The organism is Gordonia sesuvii (assembly GCF_036350415.1).
Taxonomy (GTDB): Bacteria; Actinomycetota; Actinomycetes; order Mycobacteriales; family Mycobacteriaceae; genus Gordonia; species Gordonia sesuvii.
The window spans coordinates 83,546-104,333 of sequence record NZ_JAZDUF010000006.1 but is presented as its reverse complement, the minus strand read 5'-3'; the positions used below and the strand labels follow the sequence as shown (position 1 = coordinate 104,333).

The 20,788-nt window shown below is 69.2% G+C and carries 20 protein-coding genes; 6 read left to right on the top strand and 14 right to left on the bottom strand.

Translation table 11 applies throughout. From position 1 onward, the window contains the following. Window positions 1-56: 56 nt before the first annotated feature. A complete protein-coding gene (locus VZC37_RS18990; protein WP_330434647.1) occupies window positions 57-935 on the top strand; it encodes an LppM family (lipo)protein in 879 nt (292 codons plus the stop codon). 7 nt (window positions 936-942) lie between these two features. On the opposite strand, the gene metF is transcribed toward VZC37_RS18990, so the two are convergent. Beyond that, a complete protein-coding gene (gene metF, locus VZC37_RS18985; RefSeq protein ID WP_330434645.1) occupies window positions 943-1,899 on the bottom strand; it encodes a methylenetetrahydrofolate reductase [NAD(P)H] in 957 nt (318 codons plus the stop codon). Between the two features lie 111 nt (window positions 1,900-2,010). Between metF and VZC37_RS18980 the strand changes: the two genes are divergently transcribed. Beyond that, window positions 2,011-3,156 carry a polyprenyl synthetase family protein gene (locus VZC37_RS18980; protein ID WP_330434643.1) on the top strand — a complete coding sequence of 382 codons (1,146 nt, stop codon included), beginning with the start codon at window positions 2,011-2,013 and terminating at the stop codon, window positions 3,154-3,156. A 71-nt stretch (window positions 3,157-3,227) separates the two neighbouring features. After that, window positions 3,228-4,763: an alpha-(1->6)-mannopyranosyltransferase A gene (locus VZC37_RS18975; RefSeq protein ID WP_330434960.1), complete on the top strand. Its 1,536-nt coding sequence runs from the start codon at window positions 3,228-3,230 to the stop codon at window positions 4,761-4,763. Here the strand turns inward: VZC37_RS18975 and VZC37_RS18970 are convergent. Then, window positions 4,732-5,097, bottom strand: coding sequence for an Rv2175c family DNA-binding protein (locus VZC37_RS18970; RefSeq protein WP_330434640.1), 366 nt, complete (start codon window positions 5,095-5,097; stop codon window positions 4,732-4,734). The genes VZC37_RS18975 and VZC37_RS18970 overlap by 32 nt on opposite strands. A gap of 73 nt (window positions 5,098-5,170) precedes the next feature. Between VZC37_RS18970 and VZC37_RS18965 the strand changes: the two genes are divergently transcribed. Further along, window positions 5,171-6,346: a protein kinase domain-containing protein gene (locus VZC37_RS18965; protein ID WP_330434638.1), complete on the top strand. Its 1,176-nt coding sequence runs from the start codon at window positions 5,171-5,173 to the stop codon at window positions 6,344-6,346. Window positions 6,347-6,392: 46 nt separating this feature from the next. Here VZC37_RS18965 and VZC37_RS18960 read toward each other — a convergent pair whose 3' ends face one another. Then, a complete protein-coding gene (locus VZC37_RS18960) occupies window positions 6,393-7,787 on the bottom strand; it encodes a class II 3-deoxy-7-phosphoheptulonate synthase (RefSeq protein ID WP_330434958.1) in 1,395 nt (464 codons plus the stop codon). 65 nt (window positions 7,788-7,852) lie between these two features. Further along, window positions 7,853-8,338 (bottom strand): polyadenylate-specific 3'-exoribonuclease AS, encoded by a 486-nt coding sequence (locus tag VZC37_RS18955; RefSeq protein ID WP_330434636.1) that lies wholly within the window; start codon window positions 8,336-8,338, stop codon window positions 7,853-7,855. Between the two features lie 46 nt (window positions 8,339-8,384). Here VZC37_RS18955 and VZC37_RS18950 point away from each other — a divergent pair, with 46 nt between their 5' ends. Further along, window positions 8,385-9,749, top strand: coding sequence for a glycosyltransferase 87 family protein (locus VZC37_RS18950; RefSeq protein ID WP_330434634.1), 1,365 nt, complete (start codon window positions 8,385-8,387; stop codon window positions 9,747-9,749). Between the two features lie 48 nt (window positions 9,750-9,797). Here the strand turns inward: VZC37_RS18950 and VZC37_RS18945 are convergent, their stop codons facing one another. The 6 genes from VZC37_RS18945 to VZC37_RS18920 form a co-directional block, all read right to left on the bottom strand. Next, the gene (locus tag VZC37_RS18945; RefSeq protein ID WP_330434632.1) at window positions 9,798-10,499 is read right to left on the bottom strand and encodes a lysophospholipid acyltransferase family protein; all 702 of its coding nucleotides are present in this window, start codon (window positions 10,497-10,499) and stop codon (window positions 9,798-9,800) included. Window positions 10,500-10,603: 104 nt separating this feature from the next. Beyond that, a complete protein-coding gene (locus VZC37_RS18940) occupies window positions 10,604-11,584 on the bottom strand; it encodes an ROK family protein (protein WP_330434630.1) in 981 nt (326 codons plus the stop codon). Beyond that, the gene (locus VZC37_RS18935; protein WP_330434627.1) at window positions 11,584-12,015 is read right to left on the bottom strand and encodes a hypothetical protein; all 432 of its coding nucleotides are present in this window, start codon (window positions 12,013-12,015) and stop codon (window positions 11,584-11,586) included. Before VZC37_RS18935 ends, VZC37_RS18940 begins: the two co-directional genes overlap by 1 nt. A gap of 78 nt (window positions 12,016-12,093) precedes the next feature. Next, complete coding sequence (locus tag VZC37_RS18930; RefSeq protein ID WP_330434625.1) at window positions 12,094-13,317, bottom strand: ArsA family ATPase; 1,224 nt, start codon at window positions 13,315-13,317, stop codon at window positions 12,094-12,096. A 20-nt stretch (window positions 13,318-13,337) separates the two neighbouring features. Next, the gene (locus VZC37_RS18925; RefSeq protein ID WP_330434623.1) at window positions 13,338-13,775 is read right to left on the bottom strand and encodes an SRPBCC family protein; all 438 of its coding nucleotides are present in this window, start codon (window positions 13,773-13,775) and stop codon (window positions 13,338-13,340) included. Further along, entirely contained in the window at window positions 13,775-14,230 is a 456-nt protein-coding gene (locus VZC37_RS18920; protein WP_330434622.1) for a hypothetical protein, read from the bottom strand. The genes VZC37_RS18925 and VZC37_RS18920 overlap by 1 nt, the downstream gene beginning before the upstream one ends. A gap of 105 nt (window positions 14,231-14,335) precedes the next feature. Here VZC37_RS18920 and VZC37_RS18915 point away from each other — a divergent pair, with 105 nt between their 5' ends. Then, the gene (locus tag VZC37_RS18915) at window positions 14,336-16,135 is read left to right on the top strand and encodes an AMP-dependent synthetase/ligase (RefSeq protein ID WP_330434620.1); all 1,800 of its coding nucleotides are present in this window, start codon (window positions 14,336-14,338) and stop codon (window positions 16,133-16,135) included. A gap of 45 nt (window positions 16,136-16,180) precedes the next feature. On the opposite strand, the gene VZC37_RS18910 is transcribed toward VZC37_RS18915, so the two are convergent. The 4 genes from VZC37_RS18910 to VZC37_RS18895 all read right to left on the bottom strand — a co-directional run bounded on the left by VZC37_RS18910 (window position 16,181) and on the right by VZC37_RS18895 (window position 20,788). After that, entirely contained in the window at window positions 16,181-17,299 is a 1,119-nt protein-coding gene (locus VZC37_RS18910) for a glycosyltransferase family 4 protein (protein WP_330434618.1), read from the bottom strand. Beyond that, window positions 17,296-18,822: a hypothetical protein gene (locus tag VZC37_RS18905; protein WP_330434616.1), complete on the bottom strand. Its 1,527-nt coding sequence runs from the start codon at window positions 18,820-18,822 to the stop codon at window positions 17,296-17,298. The genes VZC37_RS18910 and VZC37_RS18905 overlap by 4 nt, the downstream gene beginning before the upstream one ends. Window positions 18,823-18,848: 26 nt before the next feature. Next, window positions 18,849-19,871, bottom strand: coding sequence for a C40 family peptidase (locus VZC37_RS18900; protein ID WP_330434956.1), 1,023 nt, complete (start codon window positions 19,869-19,871; stop codon window positions 18,849-18,851). Between the two features lie 212 nt (window positions 19,872-20,083). After that, window positions 20,084-20,788, bottom strand: a complete 705-nt coding sequence (locus VZC37_RS18895) for a C40 family peptidase (protein ID WP_330434614.1) — start codon at window positions 20,786-20,788, stop codon at window positions 20,084-20,086.

Here is a 20,788-nt window from a genome sequence, read left to right as displayed (position 1 = left end):
GATGTGGCCGGGTGCGTCGACCACGTGGCGAGGCGGTCGTCTGGCACGATGACACCGTGCGTTCGTCTCCCCGTTGGCCAGCGATCCTGCTGCTGTTGTCGCTTGTGGTCGCCACTCCCGCGCTCAGTGGCTGTCTCGAGCGTTCGACCACGGTCGGCGACCGGTTCTCCGGCACCGTCATCGTGGCGACCTCCCCGGACAACCCGCGCGGCGTGCCGCAGCTCGATGTACCGGAGTCGATGGCATCGCGGGTGACGATGTCGGAGTACTCCACGGTGCCCGATCCGGAGGAGGACGAACCCGAGGACGAATCCTCCGCCGAGGACGGTCAGGAGCCCGAACCGCCCTATCTGGGCACCCGCGCGGTCTTCACCGACCTGACCAGTGGGCAGTTCGGACAGCTCGGCGACATCGTCGCGGCGGCCTATGGCGACGCGGCGATGAGCATGGATCTCAGCGCGCAGCGCAGCGGTGACGTCGTCCGTTTCCGCGGCAACGCTGATCTCACCAACCTCACCGCCGGGCGCGACCTGGTGGAGCTGACCATCGTGTTCGGCGGTCCGGTCACCGCGACCAACGGCGAGCAGGTAGGCGAACGGACCGTCCGGTGGTCCCCGCAGGCCGGCGAACCCGCGGACTTCAGCGCGGACTCCACCTATCCCGACCCGGCGACGGCGGCCGTCAGCAGCTGGTCGTGGTTCCTCGCGTTGATCTGCCTGGTCGTCGTGCTGCTGGTGGCGCGGCTGGCGTTCGCGAACCGCGATCGCAGCCCCCGCCCCGGTCGCCCGCGCCGTCCGCAGGCTCGGACGGGCGACAAGGGCGGAGCGACACGCAAGAACCCGACAGCGCAGAACCCGACGGGGCAGAACCGCACAGGGGACACCTCGTCGCGGGCCACCGCAGGCGAACCGGCGGACTCCCGAACGCGTCCCTGACGTCAGGTCAGTGCGAGGCGGCGGGCATCGCCGATCGGGCGTCGACGCCGAGACGCTCGAGTACCTCACTTGTCGCCTTCGCGAAATTGAGGCTGCAGAAGTGCAGGCACGGGACGCCCTCGGCGATCAGCCGTTGAGCCATCTCCGTGGCGAAATCGATGCCGACGGCCCGCACCGCCTCCCGGTTCTCCTCCGCCCCGTCGCCGGCGGCAGCAGCGAACCGTTCCTGCACGTCGTCCGGGATCACCGAACCCGACAGCTCGGTCATGCGCCGCACGGTCGCCAGCGAGGTGATCGGCATGATCCCCGGGATCAGCGGCTTGGCCCCCTGTTCGGGGTCGGCGCGGTGGACGCGGTCACGCAGCCGCAGGAAGTCGTCGACGTCGAAGAACATCTGGGTGATCGAGTACTCGGCTCCGGCGCGGAGTTTGCCGACCAGTGTCCGGGTGTCGTGATCGAGGTCGATCGCCCGGTGATGGCCCTCCGGGAACGAGGCGACGCCCACGTGGAAGTCGCCCAGGTCGGCGATGAGTCGCACCAACTCCTCGGCGTACTCGACCCCCTCGGGATGTTTGGTCCATTCGCCGAGCGGGTCGCCGGGCGGGTCGCCGCGCAAGGCCAGGATGTTGGTGATGCCCTTGTCGGCGTAGGCGCCCACGAGGGCACGCAATTCGTCGACGCTGTGGTTCACGGCCGTGAGGTGTGCCACCGGCAGCAGCGTGGTCTGTGTGGCCAGATCGCCTGCGATACGCACGGTACGGTCGCGGGTGGTGCCGCCCGCACCGTAGGTCAGCGACACGAACGCCGGTCCGAGTCGCTCGAAGGTCCGAACCGCGCGCCACAGCCGCGCCTCTGCCTCCGCGTCCCGAGGCGGGAAGAACTCCACCGAGAACGGGACCGGACCGCGATGAGGTACCGAGAGTCGATCGACGATCGACGGTGCTGGGATGGCGGTTGAGGTCATCTGGTTAGTGTACGGATCGGCCCTCGAGCATCGGTCGGGCCGGTCGTCCGGCGGCGGGCCGTCGACACACCTCGGTCCCGCACTAGTGCCCCGCGACACTAGCCTGTCAGGGTGACCTCCGCACTCCCGATCCCGTCCGGGCTCGACGACGTCCCCGCGGCCGTCGAATCCACCCTCGGAGAATTCTTCGACCGCGCGGTGCCGGTCGCGGCCCGGATCGATCGGCGGGTCGGGACAGCCGGTGAGGTTCTCCGCGAGTTCGTCCTGTCCGGCGGCAAACGGGTCCGGCCGGTCTTCGCCTACGCCGGCTGGTTGGCCGGGCGGTCGTCCGCGGACTCGGTTGTCTCCCCGGACGACCCACATGCCCCCGATGACTCCGACGCCCTACGTGTCGCCGCCGCCCTCGAGCTCGTCCAGGCGTGCGCCCTGATCCACGACGACATCATCGACCGCTCCGACACCCGCCGCGGACGGGCGACCGTCCACCGCGAGTTCGAGCGTCGCCACCGCACCGACGGGTGGACCGGCGACGCCGCCCATCACGGTGAGGCCGCCGCGATCCTGATGGGCGATCTGGCGCTGTCGTGGGCCGACGACATGGTGCACGGCCACCACCCCGACGCCCCGTCCGCCCAGACACCACGGGCCCTGCCGGCTTCCGTCGGACGGGTCTGGTCGTCGATGCGCACCGAGGTGCTCGCGGGCCAATACCTCGACATCGTCAACGAGGCCGCCGGCGACGAGTCGATGGACTCCGCATATCGCGTGATGGAGTTCAAGACGGCCGCCTACACCGTTGCGCGCCCGCTCGAACTCGGCGCCACGCTGGCCGGCGCGCCGGACGCACTCATCGCCGACCTGCGTTCGGTCGGACACGATCTCGGTATCGCGTTCCAGATGCGCGACGACCTGTTGGGGGTGTTCGGTGATCCGGCCCAGACCGGCAAGCCGTCCGGCGACGACCTCGCCGCCGGCAAGCGCACCGCCCTGCTGGCCGTGGGCATCTCGAACGCCACCCGGCGAGACCCGGCTCTCGCCGCGACGTTGCGTGACCACCTCGGACGTCCCCTCTCCGACGACGAGATCAGTACGGCCCGCGGCATTCTCGTCGATGTCGGCGCCGTCGACGAGATCGAGCGTCAGATATCGTCGCTCCTGACCGCCGCACTCGACACCCTCGCCACCGCATCCCTGTCCGATGTGGTCCGGGCCGAACTCGTCGCATTCGCCGGCCGGATCGCGCACCGCACGACGTGACCGGGATGACCACACCCACCACACCGTCGGCCCATCCCGGCGCTCCGCCACAGCAGTCGCGGTGGCGCCGCATGCGTGCCACACCCGCCTCGGGCGATCTACTCCTCGGTGTCATCGGGGCCGTTGCCGTCTGCATCGGCAGCTTCGGCATCGGTGACATCGCCCGCAACAACACCGTCGCGCAGGATCTGGGCCTGTCGATGATCACCTACGGGCACGGGAAGACCTTGTTCGGCACGGTGTTCTGGTTCGGGGTCGCGGCCATGGTGATCGCCTGGGTTCGGCTCGGGCGCGGGATCGCCGACGGCACCGCGGTCCCGTCGGTGCGTGCCCTACGCGTCGGGGTGCTGGCGTGGGCCGCGCCGTTGCTGATCGCCGTCCCCGTCTACAGCCGGGATGTGTACGCCTACCTCGCCCAGGGCGCGGTGTTCCGTGAGGGATTCAACCCGTATGCCGACGGCCCCGCCCACTACCCCGGGCCGCTGCTGGACAGCATGGCCCAGGTCTGGGCCACAACGACCGCACCTTACGGCCCCTTCTTCGTCGGGGTGACGCGTGTCGTCACCGAGATCACCGGCGATCACGTGATCGTCGGCGTCTACGCCATGCGTCTCGCCCTCCTGCCCGGACTGCTACTGGCCCTGTGGGCGATTCCCCGTCTGGCCGTGCATTTCTCGGCATCACCCCAGGCAGGCCTGTGGCTCGCGGTCGCCAACCCGATGGTGCTCATCCACCTCGTCGCGGGCACCCATGTCGAGCTGCTGCTGATGGGCGTCCTGGTCGCCGGGGTCACGTTGGTCGTCACCGGACGTCACGTGACCGGCCTGGTGGTGTTGGGTCTCGCGGTGTCGATCAAGATCACCGCGGGCATCGCGATCCCGTTCGTCGTGTGGATCTGGTTGGCACACATCCGCGCCCGCCGACCGGTGCGACCCGCCGACGCCGGCCGTGTCTTCGCTGCCGTCGTCGGGGTGACCGTCGCGGTGTTCGCCGCGTGCACCGTCGCCGTCCGGCTCGGGTTGGGGTGGCTGACCGGTCTGGGCTGGGCCGACCGGATCATCAACTGGTTCTCCGTACCCACCCTCATGGGTCATCTGGTGACTCTCGTCGCCGCCCCGTTCACCGCGCTGAACCTGCAACCCGTGCTCACGGTCACGCGAGCGATCGGCGCGGTCGTGTTGGCGACCGTGCTCGTCGCGTTGTGGTGGTGGGGCCGCCGCGACGAACGCACCGCGATGGCCGCGATGGTGTGGGCGATGTTGGCGGTGCTGCTTCTCGAACCGTCGACCCTGCCCTGGTATTACACCTGGCTGCTGTGCCTCGCGGTGGCGTTCACCCTGCCGGATCGGGTCCGGGCCCTGGTCGTGTTCGTGTCCACGTTCATGCTGATCGTGTTCCAGCCCGACGACTCGATCGTCTTCTACAAGCTGCCGGAAACCCTACTGGCCGCGGCCCTGTCGGCGTTGGCCGCCGTGTCGTTGCTCCACCGCGACCCACTGCGGCTGGGCCGGGTGGTCGACTGGTTCACCGCTCCGGTCGACGACGCGGTGCCGCACAACGACTCTCGCGACGATCTCAAAAGGCCTGGGCCTGCGCACGGCGGATGACCTCGCGTGCCGAGTGCGTGTGCAACGCCTCCGCCGGATGGATACCGAGGTCGTCCTGGACGGTGAACAGCCATCGCATCGCCTCGTCGCGGGAGAACCCGCCGTCGAGCAGCACCTCGACGAGTCCGGTGAAATGCTTGACGATGCCCAGGTCGTCGAAGAAGACCGCGGGGATGGCCGGTTGACCGTTTCGGGACTCCGCCAAGAGTTGGTGATCCCGGATCAGGGTGCGCACCCGGTTGGGCGAGACTCGCAGCCGCCCGGCCACCTCGTCGACGGTGAGCGTGGCGATGTCGGACGGGAGACTGTCCTGCGACAGCGGTAGTGAACCCACGATCCGAAGCCTACCGGCTCGCCGACCGGTTCGGTCCCCGGTCACCGTGGCGGCGCCCGGTAGATTCGGCCCCGTGACACATCCCGCCGACCCCCTCCTGGGCTCCACCCTGGAGGCGCGCTATCGCGTCGACGCGCCCATCGCGCGCGGCGGGATGTCGGCGGTGTACGTCGGGGTCGACCTGCGTCTGGGCCGGTCGGTGGCGATCAAGGTGATGGACGAACGCTACAGCGGAGACCCGTTGTTCCTGCGCCGGTTCGAGTTCGAGGCACGTGCCGTCGCCGGACTGAAACACCCCGGGCTCGTCGCTGTCTACGACCAGGGGATCGACAACGGCGTCGTCTTCCTGGTGATGGAGCTGGTCGAAGGCGGCAGTCTGCGCGAACTCTTGCGGGAGCGGGGACCGATGCCCCCGCACGCCGTCACGGCCGTGGCCGACCCCGTCCTCGGCGGGCTCGGCACGGCGCATGCCGCGGGCCTCGTGCACCGCGACGTCAAGCCCGAGAACGTCCTCATCTCCGATCAGGGCGAGGTGAAGGTCGCCGACTTCGGCCTGGTCCGCGCGGTCGCCGAGGCCGGCGTCACCTCCGCCAGCGTCATCCTGGGGACCGCCGCGTACCTGTCGCCCGAGCAGGTCGACTCCGGGGACGCGGACGCCCGCAGCGACGTGTACTCGATGGGCGTGATGATGTTCGAACTACTCACCGGCCGAACACCGTTCCGCGGCGACACACCTCTCGCCCTCGCCTATCAACGGCTCAGCTACGACGTCCCCGCCCCGGGTGACGTCGTCGACGGCGTGCCCGAGGAGTTCGACGAGATCGTGTTGCGCGCCACCGAACGCAATCCCGCCGACCGGTACGCCGACGGATTCGACATGCAGCGCGCTCTGATCGCCGCCGCCGACGAACTCGAACTGCCGACCTTCACCGTGCCCGCGCCACACCGGTCCGCGGAGCGCGAGACCATGGCACGGGTGCGCGCCGGAGTGCCGCCCGCCGCCGCTCCCGCGGCGCCGCCCCCACCACGGCACACGAAGATGGAGTCCCGGCCCGGTCCCCCGTCGGCGCCGGAGCAGAGTCGGCCGGCCCGGACGCAGAGCACCCGCGCGGTTGGTGACCTGAACCTGCCGCCGGAGCAGGACGATCGGGGCGCCCTGCGCGCCGCGATCTGGATCGGGCTCGTCCTGGTCCTCGCGGTCGCCGTCGCGGCGGTCGGCTGGTGGGTCGGCCAGACCTACCTCATCTGATCAGATTCCGATGGGCAGTTTTCGATGGGCAGATTCCGAGTTGGGCTCAGCCGCGCAACATCTCGGCGACCAGGAAGGCGAGCTCCAGTGACTGCTGGGTGTTGAGCCGCGGGTCGCAGGCGGTCTCGTAGCGGCCGCCGAGGTCGAGATCGGAGATGTCCTGCGCACCACCGAGACACTCGGTGACGTCCTCGCCGGTGAGTTCGATGTGCACGCCGCCCGGATGAGTGCCCAGCGCATGGTGGACCTCGAAGAAGCCCTGCACCTCGTCGACGACGCGGTCGAAGTGACGGGTCTTGAAGCCGGTGGACGACTCGTGGGTGTTGCCGTGCATCGGATCGCACTGCCAGATCACCTTGTGTCCGGTCGCCTCCACCGCGGACACGATCGCCGGCAGGACGTCGCGCACCTTGCCGTTGCCCATCCGCGACACCAGCGTGAGCCGACCCGGCCGGTTGTGCGGATCGAGGCGTTGCACGTACTCGACGGCCTGCTCCGGCGTCGTCGTCGGTCCGATCTTCACGCCGATCGGGTTGCTGATGAGCTCCGCTAGTGCGATGTGGGCACCGTCGAGCTGACGGGTGCGCTCCCCGATCCACAGGAAGTGCGCCGACAGGTCGTAGAGCACCTTCTCGTCCGGGTTGTCCGGGTCGTCGGCCAGCCGCAGCATGGCGCGTTCGTAGTCGACGACGAGCGCCTCATGGGACGCGAAGATGGACGCGGAGTCGAGATTCGAGTCGGTCACCCCGCAGGCGTCCATGAACCGCAGACCACGGTCGATCTCCGAGGCGAGCGCCTCATACCGGGCCCCGGCCGGCGACGTGCGGACGAACTCGCGATTCCAGAGGTGCACGCGACGCAGATCCGCCTCCGAACCCGTCAGGGCGCGAACCAGATTCATCGCCGCGGCGGCGTTCGCGTAGGCGCGGACCAGCCGGGACGGGTCGTGCACACGGGCCGTCTCCTCGGCCAGGAATCCGTTGATCATGTCGCCGCGGTAGGACAGCAGACCCAGCGCGTCGGTGTTCGCCGATCGCGGCTTGGCGTACTGCCCGGCGATGCGGGCGACCTTCACCACCGGCATGCTGGCGCCGTAGGTGAGCACCACGGCCATCTGCAGCAGCGTCCGGATGTTGCCCTTGATGTGCGGCTCGGTGTTGTCGACGAAGGTCTCCGCGCAATCGCCGCCCTGGAGCAGGAACGCGCGCCCCTCGGCGACCTCGGCGAGTTGCGCAGACAGCGCCTGCACCTCGATCGGCATGCAGATCGGCGGCACGCTCTCGAGGACGGTGCGCATCTTGCGCGCCTCCTCGGCGGGCCAGCTCGGCTGTTGCAACGCCGGCCGGGAGATCGCGTCGTCGAAGCGGGTCTGCAGGTCACCGGGCAACGGCGGGAGTTCCGGAAGGTCCTCGATCGGAACGTCTACGGTCCAGTTGGTCACCACGAATACAGGGTAGTCGAGCGCGTCGGCCGACTCCCCGAGGGGCCGCTGCCCTGGGCCGACGACTATCGGCGCCGGGATTCCTCGATGACCTGCCAGCGGCGAAAGTTGTGCCGCGCGTCGGTGAGCGCGTCGTGCGCGTTTCGTGGTGACGGCGGCAACGCCGGACGGCCGGCGGCCTCCCAGTGCTGGCGCAGCTCCCGCGTGAACCGGGGTATCGCGCGCGGCAACGCCGTCATGGGCCCCCACAACTGGCACAGCACCACGTGGTCGTAGGCGCCGACCCACGCCCACAGTTCCACCTCGTCGTCGGCCTCGGTGAGGAATGCGAGCAGGTCATCGCGGATCTGCCGACGGCTGCGCCAGGACGGCGACGCCGGGGACGGCAACTTCGGCAGCACGTTGGCTCGCACCCAGTCGCCCGCTCGTGCAGGATCGAACTCGGTGGACACCGCGTAGTATTCGCGACCGTCCTCGGCGACGACACCGATGGAGATGAGCTCGATCGTCGTGCCGTCCTCGATAAACTCCGAGTCGTAGAAGAACCGCATACCCCACAGTATTCACACACCATGTGAGCGGAGAATCGTCGAGACCATGAGTGTTCTGCCCGAGACCGATCTGTCCGGGGTCGAGACCCGGCTACGACGATGGGTGCCGTCGACCCGCGCCCGCGTCGTGATCGCCGCGACCTTTGCCGTGTCGGTGATCCTGCAGATCGTCGGCGTCCCGTTCACGTCGAGCTTCGGCACCCGCACCCGGATCGACCTCGACGTCTACCGCCTCGGTGCGCAGATCTGGCAGCAGGGCCAGAGTCTGTACGCCGACGGGTCGATGCCGTTCACCAGCGACGGGATCTGGCTTCCGTTCACCTATCCCCCGTTCGCGGCCATCGGGTTCGTGCCGCTGGGTCTGCTCGGACTCGGCATAGCGGGGCTGCTGATGTCGGTGCTGACCGCCGCACTCGTCGTCGTGATCGTGCACATCGTCCTCGGGGTGTCGTCGGTGGGCGCACCGGCCAATCGGTGGTGGATCGCATTGCTGGTCGGTTCGGTTGCCCTGTGGTCGAATCCGTTGTGGATGACGTTGGGCTTCGGGCAGATCAACATCATCCTGATGACGCTGATCGTCGTCGACCTGTTCGTCGTGGGCCGGGGACGGGCCCGTGCGGCCGGTCCGGCGCGCGGGGTGCTCACCGGACTCGCGGGCGCGGTGAAACTGACGCCGATGGTGTTCGTCACCGTGTTCCTCACGGCTCGGCAATGGCGGTCGGCCCTGACCGCGGTGGGCACCTTCCTCGGCGCCGGTCTCCTCGCCTGGATCTGGCTGCCCGCCGACTCGCTGACCTACTGGACGCACACGCTCTTCCACACGACGCGGATCGGCGACCCGGCGGGACGGATCAACCAGAACCTGAATGCGATGTGGATTCGTCTGGTGCCCCACGAGGAGACGACCGAACAATTGCTGTGGGTGGCGAGTTCGCTGGTGGTCACCGCCCTCGCGTTCGCCGCGGTCCGGGCATGCCGTCCGGTGTCGGCGTTCGCGGCGCTGCGTGATCCGCAGGAGAACGCCTCCGCCGGCGTGGTGGCGGTGTTGGTCGCCTGCGTCGCCGCGGTGTGGGGACTGCTGGTGTCGCCGACATCGTGGGCGCACCACTGGGTCTGGGCGGTACCGACGATCCTGGCCGCCACGGTGATCGCGGTGCGCGCTGCCGACCGGAGGCTCCGATTCGCGTACGGCGGTGTGGCCCTTGCCGGTGTCGTCGTCTTCGCGCTCGGGCCGTTCCAGTTCCTGTCGGCGGCGGTGCGACAGTGGTCGGTCGTCGACCATATCGTCGGCAACGCCTACACGCTGTGGGGTCTGGGCCTGCTACTCGTCGTCGTGCTGCTGCCACCCCAATGGACCGGCGACGACTCGACGCAGGCCCGGCCGGCGCTCGCCGACGTCACCGCGAAATAGTCGGCGGCCTCGGCCTCGCACCTCAGGGAGCGGGGGCCGACTCCCGACTCAGGCGGCTGCGGGTGTCGACGGCTCCGCGGGCTTGTTCTTGAGCGACGCGGCATAGATGTCGACGTACTGCTGACCACCCAGCTGCATCAGTTCGTACATGATCTCGTCGGTGACGGCACGCTCGATGAACCGGTTGCCCTGCATGCCCTCGTACCGGGCGAAATCGAGCGGCTTACCGATCTTCACGACGATGCGCGCCGGACGCGGGATGACCGTTCCGGGCGGATTGAGCTTTTCGGTGTTGATCATCGCGACCGGGATCACCGGCACCCCGGTGTCGAGGGCGACCCGGGCCAGACCTGTCTTGCCCTTGTACAGGCGCCCATCGGGCGATCGCGTGCCCTCCGGATACATACCCATGAGGTGCCCGGCCTCGAGCTGCCGGCGCGCCGCCGTGAGGGCTCCTTCGGCGGCCTCCGCCCCCGACCGGTCGATCGGGATCTGGCCGACTGCCGAGAAGAACCACCGCTGGAATGCGCCCTTGGCGCCGGTGCCGGTGAAGTACTCGCTCTTGGCCAGGAAGTAGATGCGGCGGCGCACCATCAACGGTAGGTAGAAGCTGTCCATGACGGCCAGATGATTGCTGGCGAGGATGGCCGGCCCGCGGTCGGGAATGTTCTCCAGCCCCTCGATCCTGGGACGGCCGAGCACTCGCAGAATCGGCCCGAGCAACACGAATTTGAACGTGTAGTACCACATCGAAGACTCCGAACTTCGTCGATCGCCGCCGCCTCAGACACTACCTGCCGAGACTTGTCGCACCGGGCCGAATCCGACCGGCCCCGCAGAAACGATACACATCCTCATCTTCGGCCGCGCACCGCCGCGAGTTCCGCGTTGATCGCTTGGCGCGCAACTTCTGCCGCACCGATCACGCCCGCGCTCTCGCCGAGCTGCGTACCGCGGATACGGGCGAGTTGCCGGTGGCCGGCCCCGGTCACGAGCCGCGCGTAGTGCTCGCGCGCCTCGTCGAGGAACAACCCGGACGCCGCACCGACCCCGCCCGCCAGCACGATGAGGTCGGGATCGAAGATGTCGGCGATCATCGCGAGGCCCTGCCCGAGCGAGGCGGCGAACTGTGCGAATGCGGCCAATGCGACGGCGTCGCCGTCGGCGGCGGCGCCGGCCACGCGCCGGCCGGTCAGCGCGCCGGGGTCCATGGCGACGTCGGCGGCGAGTTGACTGCGGCCCCAGTCGCCGTCGGCCAGCAGTTCGAGCACTGTGTCGACCAGTGCTGTTCCGCTGCAATACCTTTCCCAGCAGCCGAGCTTCCCGCACGAACACTGGCGGCCATCGGGCACCACGGTGAGGTGACCGAGTTCCGGCGCCACCCCGAAGCTGCCGCGGTAGATCTCGCCGTCCAGTAACAGGCCGGCACCGATCCCGGTCCCGATCGCCAGGACGAGTGAGTTGCGGCCGCGGGAGGCGGCACCGAAACGCTGCTCGGCGACGGCGGCGGCGTTGGCGTCGTGCTCGGCGAAGACCGGGATGCCGATGCGGGCGGACATGTCCTCGGCGACGGTGGCCTCACGCCACGGCAGGTGCGGGGCGAACCGGATCATCCGCCGGTCCGGTGTGAGGAACCCGGCGATGGCCAGTCCGACGGCTTTCGCCGCCCACCGCGAGGTCAGTTCGCCGACCAATCGGTCCAGACAGTGCTCGAGCGCCTGCGCGGTCGGTGGGGTCGCGGCCCGCAGTGTGTCGAGCATCGACCCACGATCGTCGACCACCGACGCACGTACGCTCGTGCCGCCGATGTCAATACCGATGGTCAAGTCCCCCATCAGCTCTCGCTCTCTCCGTGCGGGCGGCGGGCACCGTCGCGCCCGCCCAGGTCGATGCGAACCGAGATCGGCTGGTATGCCGGATCTTCGTTTCCGGCCATCGGCGGGGTTGAGCGCAGGGCACTCGCGATCGCCTCGAGCACCGCGATCAACGCGGCGATGAGCCGCGCGAGGAGATCACCGAGTTCGCTGAGCAACGAGGTGATCTCGCCGGACAGGTCGGCCAGGTTGGCGGCGTCGGCCGACGCCGAATCCGCGCGGGGACCGGTCGCCGCGGGGCGGCGTGGCCCGGTGCCCCCGAACACGGCGGCGAGCTGATCGATCTGGCCGGCCAGACCGAGCAGGAAGTCCCGCAACGGGTCACCGGAGGAACCGCGGGAGTGGCCTGCGGCGTCGTCGCCGCCACGTCCGGTCGTGTCGTCCGAGGTCATCTGGGCAGTTCTCCTGTCCGGCTCGGCAGTAGTGTACGTGACGTCGGGTGGGCCCAAGCCCCGGGCGACGAGTCGGCGTCAGCGCCCTCGCGGCCACACGGCGGGGTCCGGGACGAAGGTGATCGCGATCTCGGTGCCGTCCCAGGCCGCATCGACGACCACACAGCGTCGCAGCACCGACGGTAGCCGGACCGGATGCCGGAACCCGCCGACCGTCACCAGCAGATCGTCGCCCGAGCGACCCAATTGCAGGCTCGCCGGGTCGGGAAGCCTTTGTCGCCAGCGGAGTTCGAACATCCGGTTGGCGCCCGCCGGCTTCGGCGCATCGTCGAGCTCGGCCACCTTCGCGGCGCCGCACCCGCACCGGCGGCCGTTCGGTGTCGACAACCCGACGCCGAGCTTGCGCAGTCGCGCCGCCCGGTCGATCGGTCCGTCCACCCGCGGCACGTCGAGGCAGTCGATCGCGGCACCCTCGTCCACCACCGACCGTAAACGCGCGATGCGGTCGTCACAACCGTCGCCGATACCGCGGTTGAGGATGACCGACCGCAGCGCCAGTCCCATGACGTCGACGGTGGCGAGGTAGTCGGGCAGCAGTCGCTCGCCGCGGTCATCTGCACCGACCACCAGGTGGACGGCGACGCTGTGGGCGTCGGTCGTCAGCTCGGTGATGTCGACGCAATCCCGGTCGATGGCATCCACCGCTGCCGTGAGCTGGGCGAGAACCGGACGTTCGGCGGCTGCGGCAAGGCGGCGGTGCCTGGGCCACAGGCGATTCAGGGTTTGACTCAGCACCGCCGCGGATCGCAGGAACGCGAACGGGTCACCGATCCCGGATGCGTCGACGACGATCCGACGCCACGTACCGCTGACGGCCTCGTCCCGGATTCTGCGCAGGACGAGGAAATCCTCGACTCCCGGCAACGCGGTCAGTTCCGCGGCCGAGATCTCCGACAGCACGCCGACTCCCGGCAGGCTCACGCGCGATCTCGTGAGGGTCTCGGAGAGGACGGCCGTGAAATCCGACCATGCGCGCTCCACCAGCGCCAGTCGATCCAGTGACAGCACGTGCAGCCGCGACGAGGCCGCCACCGGTTCGTCGGACGTGCGGAAGACGCCGAAGATCGACGCCGACGGGGAGAACCGGTCGACGGTGATCAGGAGGGTGTCGTGCTCGGGGACCAGCGTGGTGCCCGCGCCGGCGCCGGTGGCCGACGAGGTGTGCGCCCGGCCGCGGGACCTGCCCAGGGCGCCGGAGGCCGCGGTCACCGAGACGCCGGCCCCACCCGGCCCGATCACCACATGGATGGGCGTGAGATCGATCAGCCTTCGACCCTCTTCTTCAAATCGTTCAGTGCGGCTTCGGTGATCGCCTTCTCGGCACGCCGCTTGAGCTGCCCGATCATGGGTACCAGCAGATCGACCATCAGTTCGTAGGTGACCTTGGTCGAGCCCGGAACCTGCTGCGACAGAACATATCGCCCACGCTGGTCGCGTTGCAGGTCACTGCTGACGAGGGCCCACGACACCTCCCGGCCGTCGGCGGCCCAGTCATATCGCAGCACGTAGGTGTCCTGCAGGACACCGGCGTCGAGGACGAAACGCACGACGTGTGGGCGGCCGTCGTCACCGGTCTCGGTGACCTCGACCTCCCGCGCCGCCGACACCCAGTCCGGGTAGTGGTCGAAATCGGCGATCACCGCCATGATGTCGGCGGCATCGGCACTGATCACGATGGAGCGCTCGGTGCGGTCGGCCATCAGCGCGCCACCCTCTCGTCGGCGTTCCCGGCGTCCGCGGCCGGATCGGTGACCGCCGGTCCGCCCACCCCGCGTCCGGCCTCGAGCCGATCCTTCACCTCGAACGACATCACCTTGCCGGCGGCCCGGCGATCCCGGTTCGCGTCCGCCAGGGCGGTGCCCCGCGCACGCGGGTCGTCGGGGAGGGAGTCATGCGGCTCGGCGTGCAGGAAGTAATGCAGCACGAAACCGTCCAGGACCGGCTCACACCAGATCTCCATGCTGCCCACGAGCGGTCCGCCGACCTTCCAGCGCACGCCCGCCGCACCGCGATCCTCGGTCACCGTGAGACGCAGATCGGGCCACCACCGTCGCCAGTTCCCCCGGTCGCCGACCATCTCGGTCGCCAACGACGGAGCCGCCGCGACGAAGGTCTCGTCGGCCACCTGAATGCTCGTCACGATCACTAGCTTCACATACTCCGGGCGGCCCGGAACAGCAGACCTCGCGGGACGCGCGTACGGTTTGCGCGGCGACGGGACTACCATCGCTGCAGAGAACCGAAGGTGAGAGGTGGCCCGATGAGTCAGTTCAGCGTGCCGGCGGAGTTCTCCATCGCGGAGAGCGAGGACTGCACCGACATCGTCTTCCGGATCGCCGAGCGCGAGCCGGACAAGGTGATGTTCCGGCGCAAGGCGGCTCAGGAGTGGCTACCGGTGACGGCGTCGGACGCCGCGGCCCAGATCACCGCGATCGCCAAGGGGCTGATCGCCGCGGGCGTCGCACCCGGCGACCGTGTCGCCCTCCTGTCCCGCACGCGCCTCGAGTGGAATCTCATCGATTTCGCGATCTGGGCGGCGGGCGCGATCACGGTACCGATCTACGATTCGTCGTCCGGGCCGCAGATCGAGTGGATCATGCGTGACTCCGGCGCCACCACCATCGTCGTCGAGGACGACGGTCATCGTGAGATCGTCGACGGCATCGACGGTCTCGGCCCGGTCAGCGTGCTCCAGATCGACGTGACTGACGGTGAGGGGGCGATCGCGCACCTGACGAAGACGGGCGCGGAGATCCACGACGACGAGGTCGTCAAGCGCCGCGCCGCCGTCCGCTCCGCCGACGCCGCGACCCTCATCTACACCTCGGGCACCACCGGACGTCCCAAGGGCTGCGAGCTCACCCACGCCAACCTGCTGTCCGAGGTACGCGGTGTCCTGGCGAGCTCGATGAGCTCACTGCTGGGGCCGGACAAGCGGCTGCTGATGTTCCTTCCGCTCGCGCACGTGCTCGCCCGCGCCATCACCCTCGTCGCCATCGAGGCCGGTGTGGAGGTGGGCCATCACGCCGACACCCGCACCCTCGTCGGCGAGTTCGCGTCGTTCCGACCGTCCGTGATCCTGTCGGTGCCGCGCGTGTTCGAGAAGGTCTACAACACCGCCCGGCAGTCGGCTCACGACGACGGCAAGGGAAAGATCTTCGACGCCGCCGCGAATGTCGCCATCGACTACTCGGCCGCCGAGGAACGCGGTTCGGTGGGCCTGGTGCTCAAGGTGAAGCACGCGCTGTTCGATCGTCTCGTCTACGGGAAGCTGCGGGCCGCGCTCGGCGGGCAGTGTGAGGCTGCCATCTCCGGTGGCGCCCCGCTCGGGTCGCGGCTCGGGCATTTCTTCCGCGGCATCGGCGTCCCGGTGTTCGAGGGCTACGGGCTGACCGAGACCACCGCCGCGTTCAGCGTCAACACCCCCGGCGCGGTCAAGGTCGGTTCGGTCGGTAAACCGTTGCCGGGCAACAGTGTCCGGATCGCCGACGACGGCGAGGTGATGTTGTCCGGCGGCGTGGTGTTCGGTGAGTACTGGCAGAACCCCGACGCGACCGCGGCCGCCGTCGAGGACGGCTGGTTCCACACCGGCGATCTCGGCACGCTGGATTCCGACGGCTTCCTCACCATCACCGGACGCAAGAAGGAACTGATCGTCACCGCCGGCGGCAAGAACGTGTCACCGGCCGGACTCGAGGACGTGATCCGCGCGAACGCGCTCGTCTCGCAGGCCGTGGTCATCGGGGACGCGAAACCGTTCATCGCAGCACTGGTCACCATCGATCCCGAGGCGTTCCCCGCGTGGAAGGAGCGCAACGGCAAACCGGCCGATGCGACGGTCGGCGATCTCGCCGACGACGCGGACCTGCGCGCCGAGGTCGCCTCCGCGGTCGAGTCGGCCAACCAGACGGTGTCGCATGCGGAGGCGATCAAGAAGTTCCGCATCCTCGCCGACGACTTCACCGAGGAAACCGGGGAGATGACGCCGACGCTGAAGGTCAAGCGCAATGTCGTGGTGGACAAGTTCTCCGGCGACATCGACGCGATCTACGCGAAATAGCGTTTCGCCCAACGGCGTCGACGTTTCGGTCGGCGGTCGGGTGTCTCAGAGGAGCTGCCGCAGACGCGCGGCGATGGCACGCCACTGCCAGGTCTCGAGGACGTGCTCACGGCCTCGCGCACCCATCTCGGCAGCCGCTGCCGGGTCGCGCAGGATCGCGGTGATCGCCAGTGCGACGGCGTCGATGTCGGTTCCGTCGACGACGGTCCCGGTGACCCCCTCCACCACCGTCTCCGGAGCCCCGCCGGATTGTCCGGCGACGACGGGCACACCGGTCGCCGACGCCTCCAGATAGACGATGCCGAGCCCTTCGACGTCGAGGCCGCCACCGCGTGTGCGTGCCGGCATCGCGAACACGTCGGCCACGTTGTGGTAGCCGGGCAGGTCGGTCGACGGCACCGAGCCCGTGAACACGACATGGTCCGCGACGGCATTCTCGTGCGCGAGTTTCCGCAGCGAATCGGCGTACGGACCGCCGCCGACGATCACCAGACACACGTCCCCGACCTCGCGGCGGATCAGTGGCAGCGCCCGGATCAGTACGTCCTGACCCTTGCGCGGCACCAGTCGCGACAGACACAGGACGGTTGGCCGATCCCTCAGTCCGAGCTGCTCGCGTAGCCGTTGGCGTGCTCGCGGATCGGGGGCGAACCGATCGGTGTCGACGCCCGGCGGCAGATACTCCAGCGCGGCATCTGCACCGAACGCCGCCGCGAAACGGCCACGGGTGTAACGACTCACGAACGTCACCGCGTCCGCGTGACCGCCGATGTAGGTCAGTACCTGCCGGGCAACCGGCAGCATCGACCAGCCGACCTCGTGGCCGTGGGTGCTCGCGACGACACGTCGTGCCCCCGCGCGGCGCATGGCCGGCGCGAGGGTCGCCAGCGGGGCGGCCGCACCGAACCACACCGTTGAGATGTCATGGCTCCGAATGATCTTCGCGGCACGTCGGGCCACCGCCGGCGTCGGCAGCATGAGCGTCGTCGGATGACGCACCACCGTATACGGCTGCGCGGCATCGAACTCCTCGTGCCCACGCCATCGCGGCGCATACACCACGATGTCGTCGGGCGGCAGCAGGTCGACGAGGTTCTGCAGATACGACTGGATTCCACCTGGTCGAGGCGGAAAGTCGTTGGTGATCAACAGGGTCCGATTCATCGGCGCACCTGGGTGGACAGCCATCGTTGCCAATCGGCGACGAAGTCGGTGCGCGACACCCCGAGTGCGTCGGAGATCGCCTGGTCACTCCGACGAGGATCGGCATCGGCCGCGACACCGGTGTAGAGGGTGCGCAACTCGTCCTCGCCGAAACGGTCGGCGACGAACGCCGCCACCGACCAGGCGGACTGATAGGCTACGACGGCTTCTTCGGAATCGACCGCGAAGTCGCGGTCGGCCGGGAGGTCGGCGGGCAGGTCACCGGCCCGGATCTGCGCGGCGAGATCCGGCGCCGCGTCATCGAACCTGCCGTAGGTGCCCTTGCGCCCCACGTACTCCGACACTCCCTCGGTGATCCACAGCGGCGCTCCCGCCGCCGTGACGACCCGAGTGGCGACGTGCGTCAACTCGTGACGCAACACCACCCCCAGCGCGGCGTCGGAGAGTTGGTCGGCACCCGGGGTGAGGATCACCCGCTGCCCCACCGCGACGTCATCGTCGGTGTCGACGCGGCTGTGGACGGTGGCGGCGGCCGCCCCGGTCACATCGGTGCCGGCGCTGCGCGCCAGTGCCCGGAACTCCGCCGGTCGATCGGTGGCGACGACGGCCGCCCGGCGCGGCCAGTCCTCGCCCCAGAACTCGTCGACGGCGACCACCGCTCCAGGCAGCAGGCCACGGACCCGGTCGACCGTCTCCGCGGTGCCGGGATACGACGCGATCACCGACGTTCCGCCGTCGGTGGCGACGTCGGTGGCCGCGAGGCCCGGCAGGTCCCAGAGTTGTGCCGGGGCGGCGGTGCCCCCGATGGCGGTCGCGTCCCCGACCACCTTCCAGTCGTCGCCGTAGCGCGCCATCACCAGTTGCATGTTCAGGGTCACGTCGGGTTCGTCGAGGCCGGGCGTAGCCGCACCGCCGAGCGCATATCGCAGATCCACCGGCGCCACCCAGGAGTCCGAGCTGCCCTGGGCGTCGAGGCGTTGCTGTAGGCCTGCAGGGACGAGCACCTCCGCCTCGGTACTGGGGACGACCTCGTACCGGAATTCCTTCAGCCGCAACGCGGTTCCGCGCGGTGGGATCGTCGGCACCGGGGCCGGGGACGACGGGGACGACGTCGGAGATCTGGGCTCGTCGGTCGAACGCGGCGGGGATGACTCGGCGGAGATCGACCCGCCGGGCACGGACTCTGAGGCCATGGACTCCGGGGCCACCGGGTGACCGCCCAGGTTGGTTGCGATCACCTGCAGGTGCCTGCGGAACTCGGGCGCGGCCGCGGCGTCGACGACGGTGTCGACCCGGTTCGGGTCGCCGCTGCGCAGTGCATCGCCGAGAACGTCGAGGGCGGCCTGGACCCCGGCGGTCCGCTGTTGCTCGTACACGTTGGCCGACGTCGTCGTGCTCGGCGCGCTGCTCGACGGGGAGACCGGTGGTGCTGTGGTGCCGCAGCCCGCGATCAGCGCGACCGCCAGGCCGACGAGGCCGGTGGCAGAGGCACATCGTGCGAGGGACACGTCAGTGCCGATCACCGGACGGCGTCCACGGAGGTCTGCGCTCAGTACCGGCGAGCGGAGTTGAACGGTCCCGCCTCGTCGACGGGCACGACCTTCACGGGCACACCGAACGTCGAGGCGTGGATGACGTAGCCGTCGCCGACGTACATGCCGACGTGATGGGCGTCCGGGTAGTAGATGATCAGATCGCCCGGCCGCAGGTTCTGCCGGTCGACCGACTGACCGGCACCGCCCTGAGCCTGACTCGACCGTGGCAGCGTCTTGCCGGCCTGCTGGTACGCCCAGACCATGAGGCCCGAACAGTCGAACGAGCTCGGGCCCGTCGCGCCCCACACGTACGGGTCACCGATCCGGGTCAATGCCGCCTGCACGGCGACCAGCGCGGTCGACGTCCCCTTCGGCACGACGCGGGGGTCGAAATCGAACTTCGGCCCCTGCAGGGCGGCGAGTTGCCGACCGGTCATCGATTCGTAGACGGCCCGGATCTGCACGGCCTGCAACTGCAGGTTCGCCTGCTTCGCCTGCAGTTCGCCACGGGTCTTCTCGGCCGCGGCAACGGCAGCGGTCGCCTCGGCTGCCGTCTCGTCGGCCTCGGTCTTGGCCGCCTGCGTGTTGCGCCGCGCGTCCTTGAGGCCCTGGAGGTCGGCCGCCGACTGGCGGGAGATCAGTTCGAGGCCGGACATCTGGTCGAGCAGGGACTGCGGCGAGTCGCTCACCAGCACGGCGTAGAGGCGGTTGACGCGGGCACCCTTGTAGCTGGCCCGCACCACCGAGTCGACGCGCGTCTGGTACTGCGCCAGGCGCTCCTGCGTGGACGCCAGGGAGCGCTCCGCCGCGGTCGAGGCCTTCCGCGCGTCGGCGACGATCCGACGCTGCTTGTCGTACTCGATCTGGGCGTTGTGCATCGCCTCGGCCGACTTCTCGGCGTCGTCACTGAGCTTCTTGTATTCGGCGAGGAGCTGATCGGGTGTGCGTACCGGCGCTGCGGCGGCTTCTGGGGCGCCGATGGCCGGGCCCAGCTGCCCCAGTGACACCACCGAGGCGAGGAGCAGCGCCACCAGCATCGCCGGCGCCGATCGCCGACGTGTCACCGATCGATTTCGTGTCACCGATCGTCCGGAAACCACGCCTGTCACCAGTCCTCCACCACTTCCCCGTGATCACCCGCGGTCGACGTCCGAACGGAACATCGTGCCCTGCAGGTGATTCGGGTGGGCGGATCACGCGCTCACGTGATCCGCCCACCCATCAAGCTCACATCTGTCGCCTTCGGCGCTCAGTAGCGCCGGATGCCGGTCAGATCCCAGCTGTTGACGTTGTCCTTCTGCACCGGGGTTCCGTAGGTCGACGAGTGGACGAACTTGCCGTTGCCCGCGTAGATGCCGGCGTGGCCGCCACCGTTGAAGATCAGGACGTCGCCGGGCTTGGCCGCCGCGATCGAGGCGACGGGAGTGCCGCCGCCGAGCTGGCCGTAGCTGTCGCGCGGGATGGTCTTGCCGGCCTTCTTGTAGGACCAGTAGACGAGACCGGAGCAGTCGAAGGCGTTCGGGCCGGCTGCGCCGTAGGAGTACGGCGAACCGATCTTGCTCTCGGCGTTGCTCACGGCCTTCTGGGCCACGGTGGGCTGCACGCCGAGGAATCCGCCGCCACCCTTGGGCTTGAACTCCTGCGGGATCTGGTCGTCGTTCAGACCGGGAACGGTGAAGGTGCCGATGTTCGGGATCTCGACGCTCGCTCCGGGCGACTTGGCCACCGGCGCAGCCTGCGGCGCAGCCGGCTTCGGCTCCTGGAATTGCTGGGGGACCTGCTGGCTGTCGACCCCGGGAAGTTCAAAAGTGCCGATGTTCGGCACGTGCACAGGTGCGGCGAGTGCCGGGCCTGCGGCTACGGCCAGCGAGCCGACGGTGATCGATCCTGCAACCACCGCGCGCTTGGCCACCTTGCTGCCACGGTTGGGCTGCTCCAAACGATGTTTCGCCAC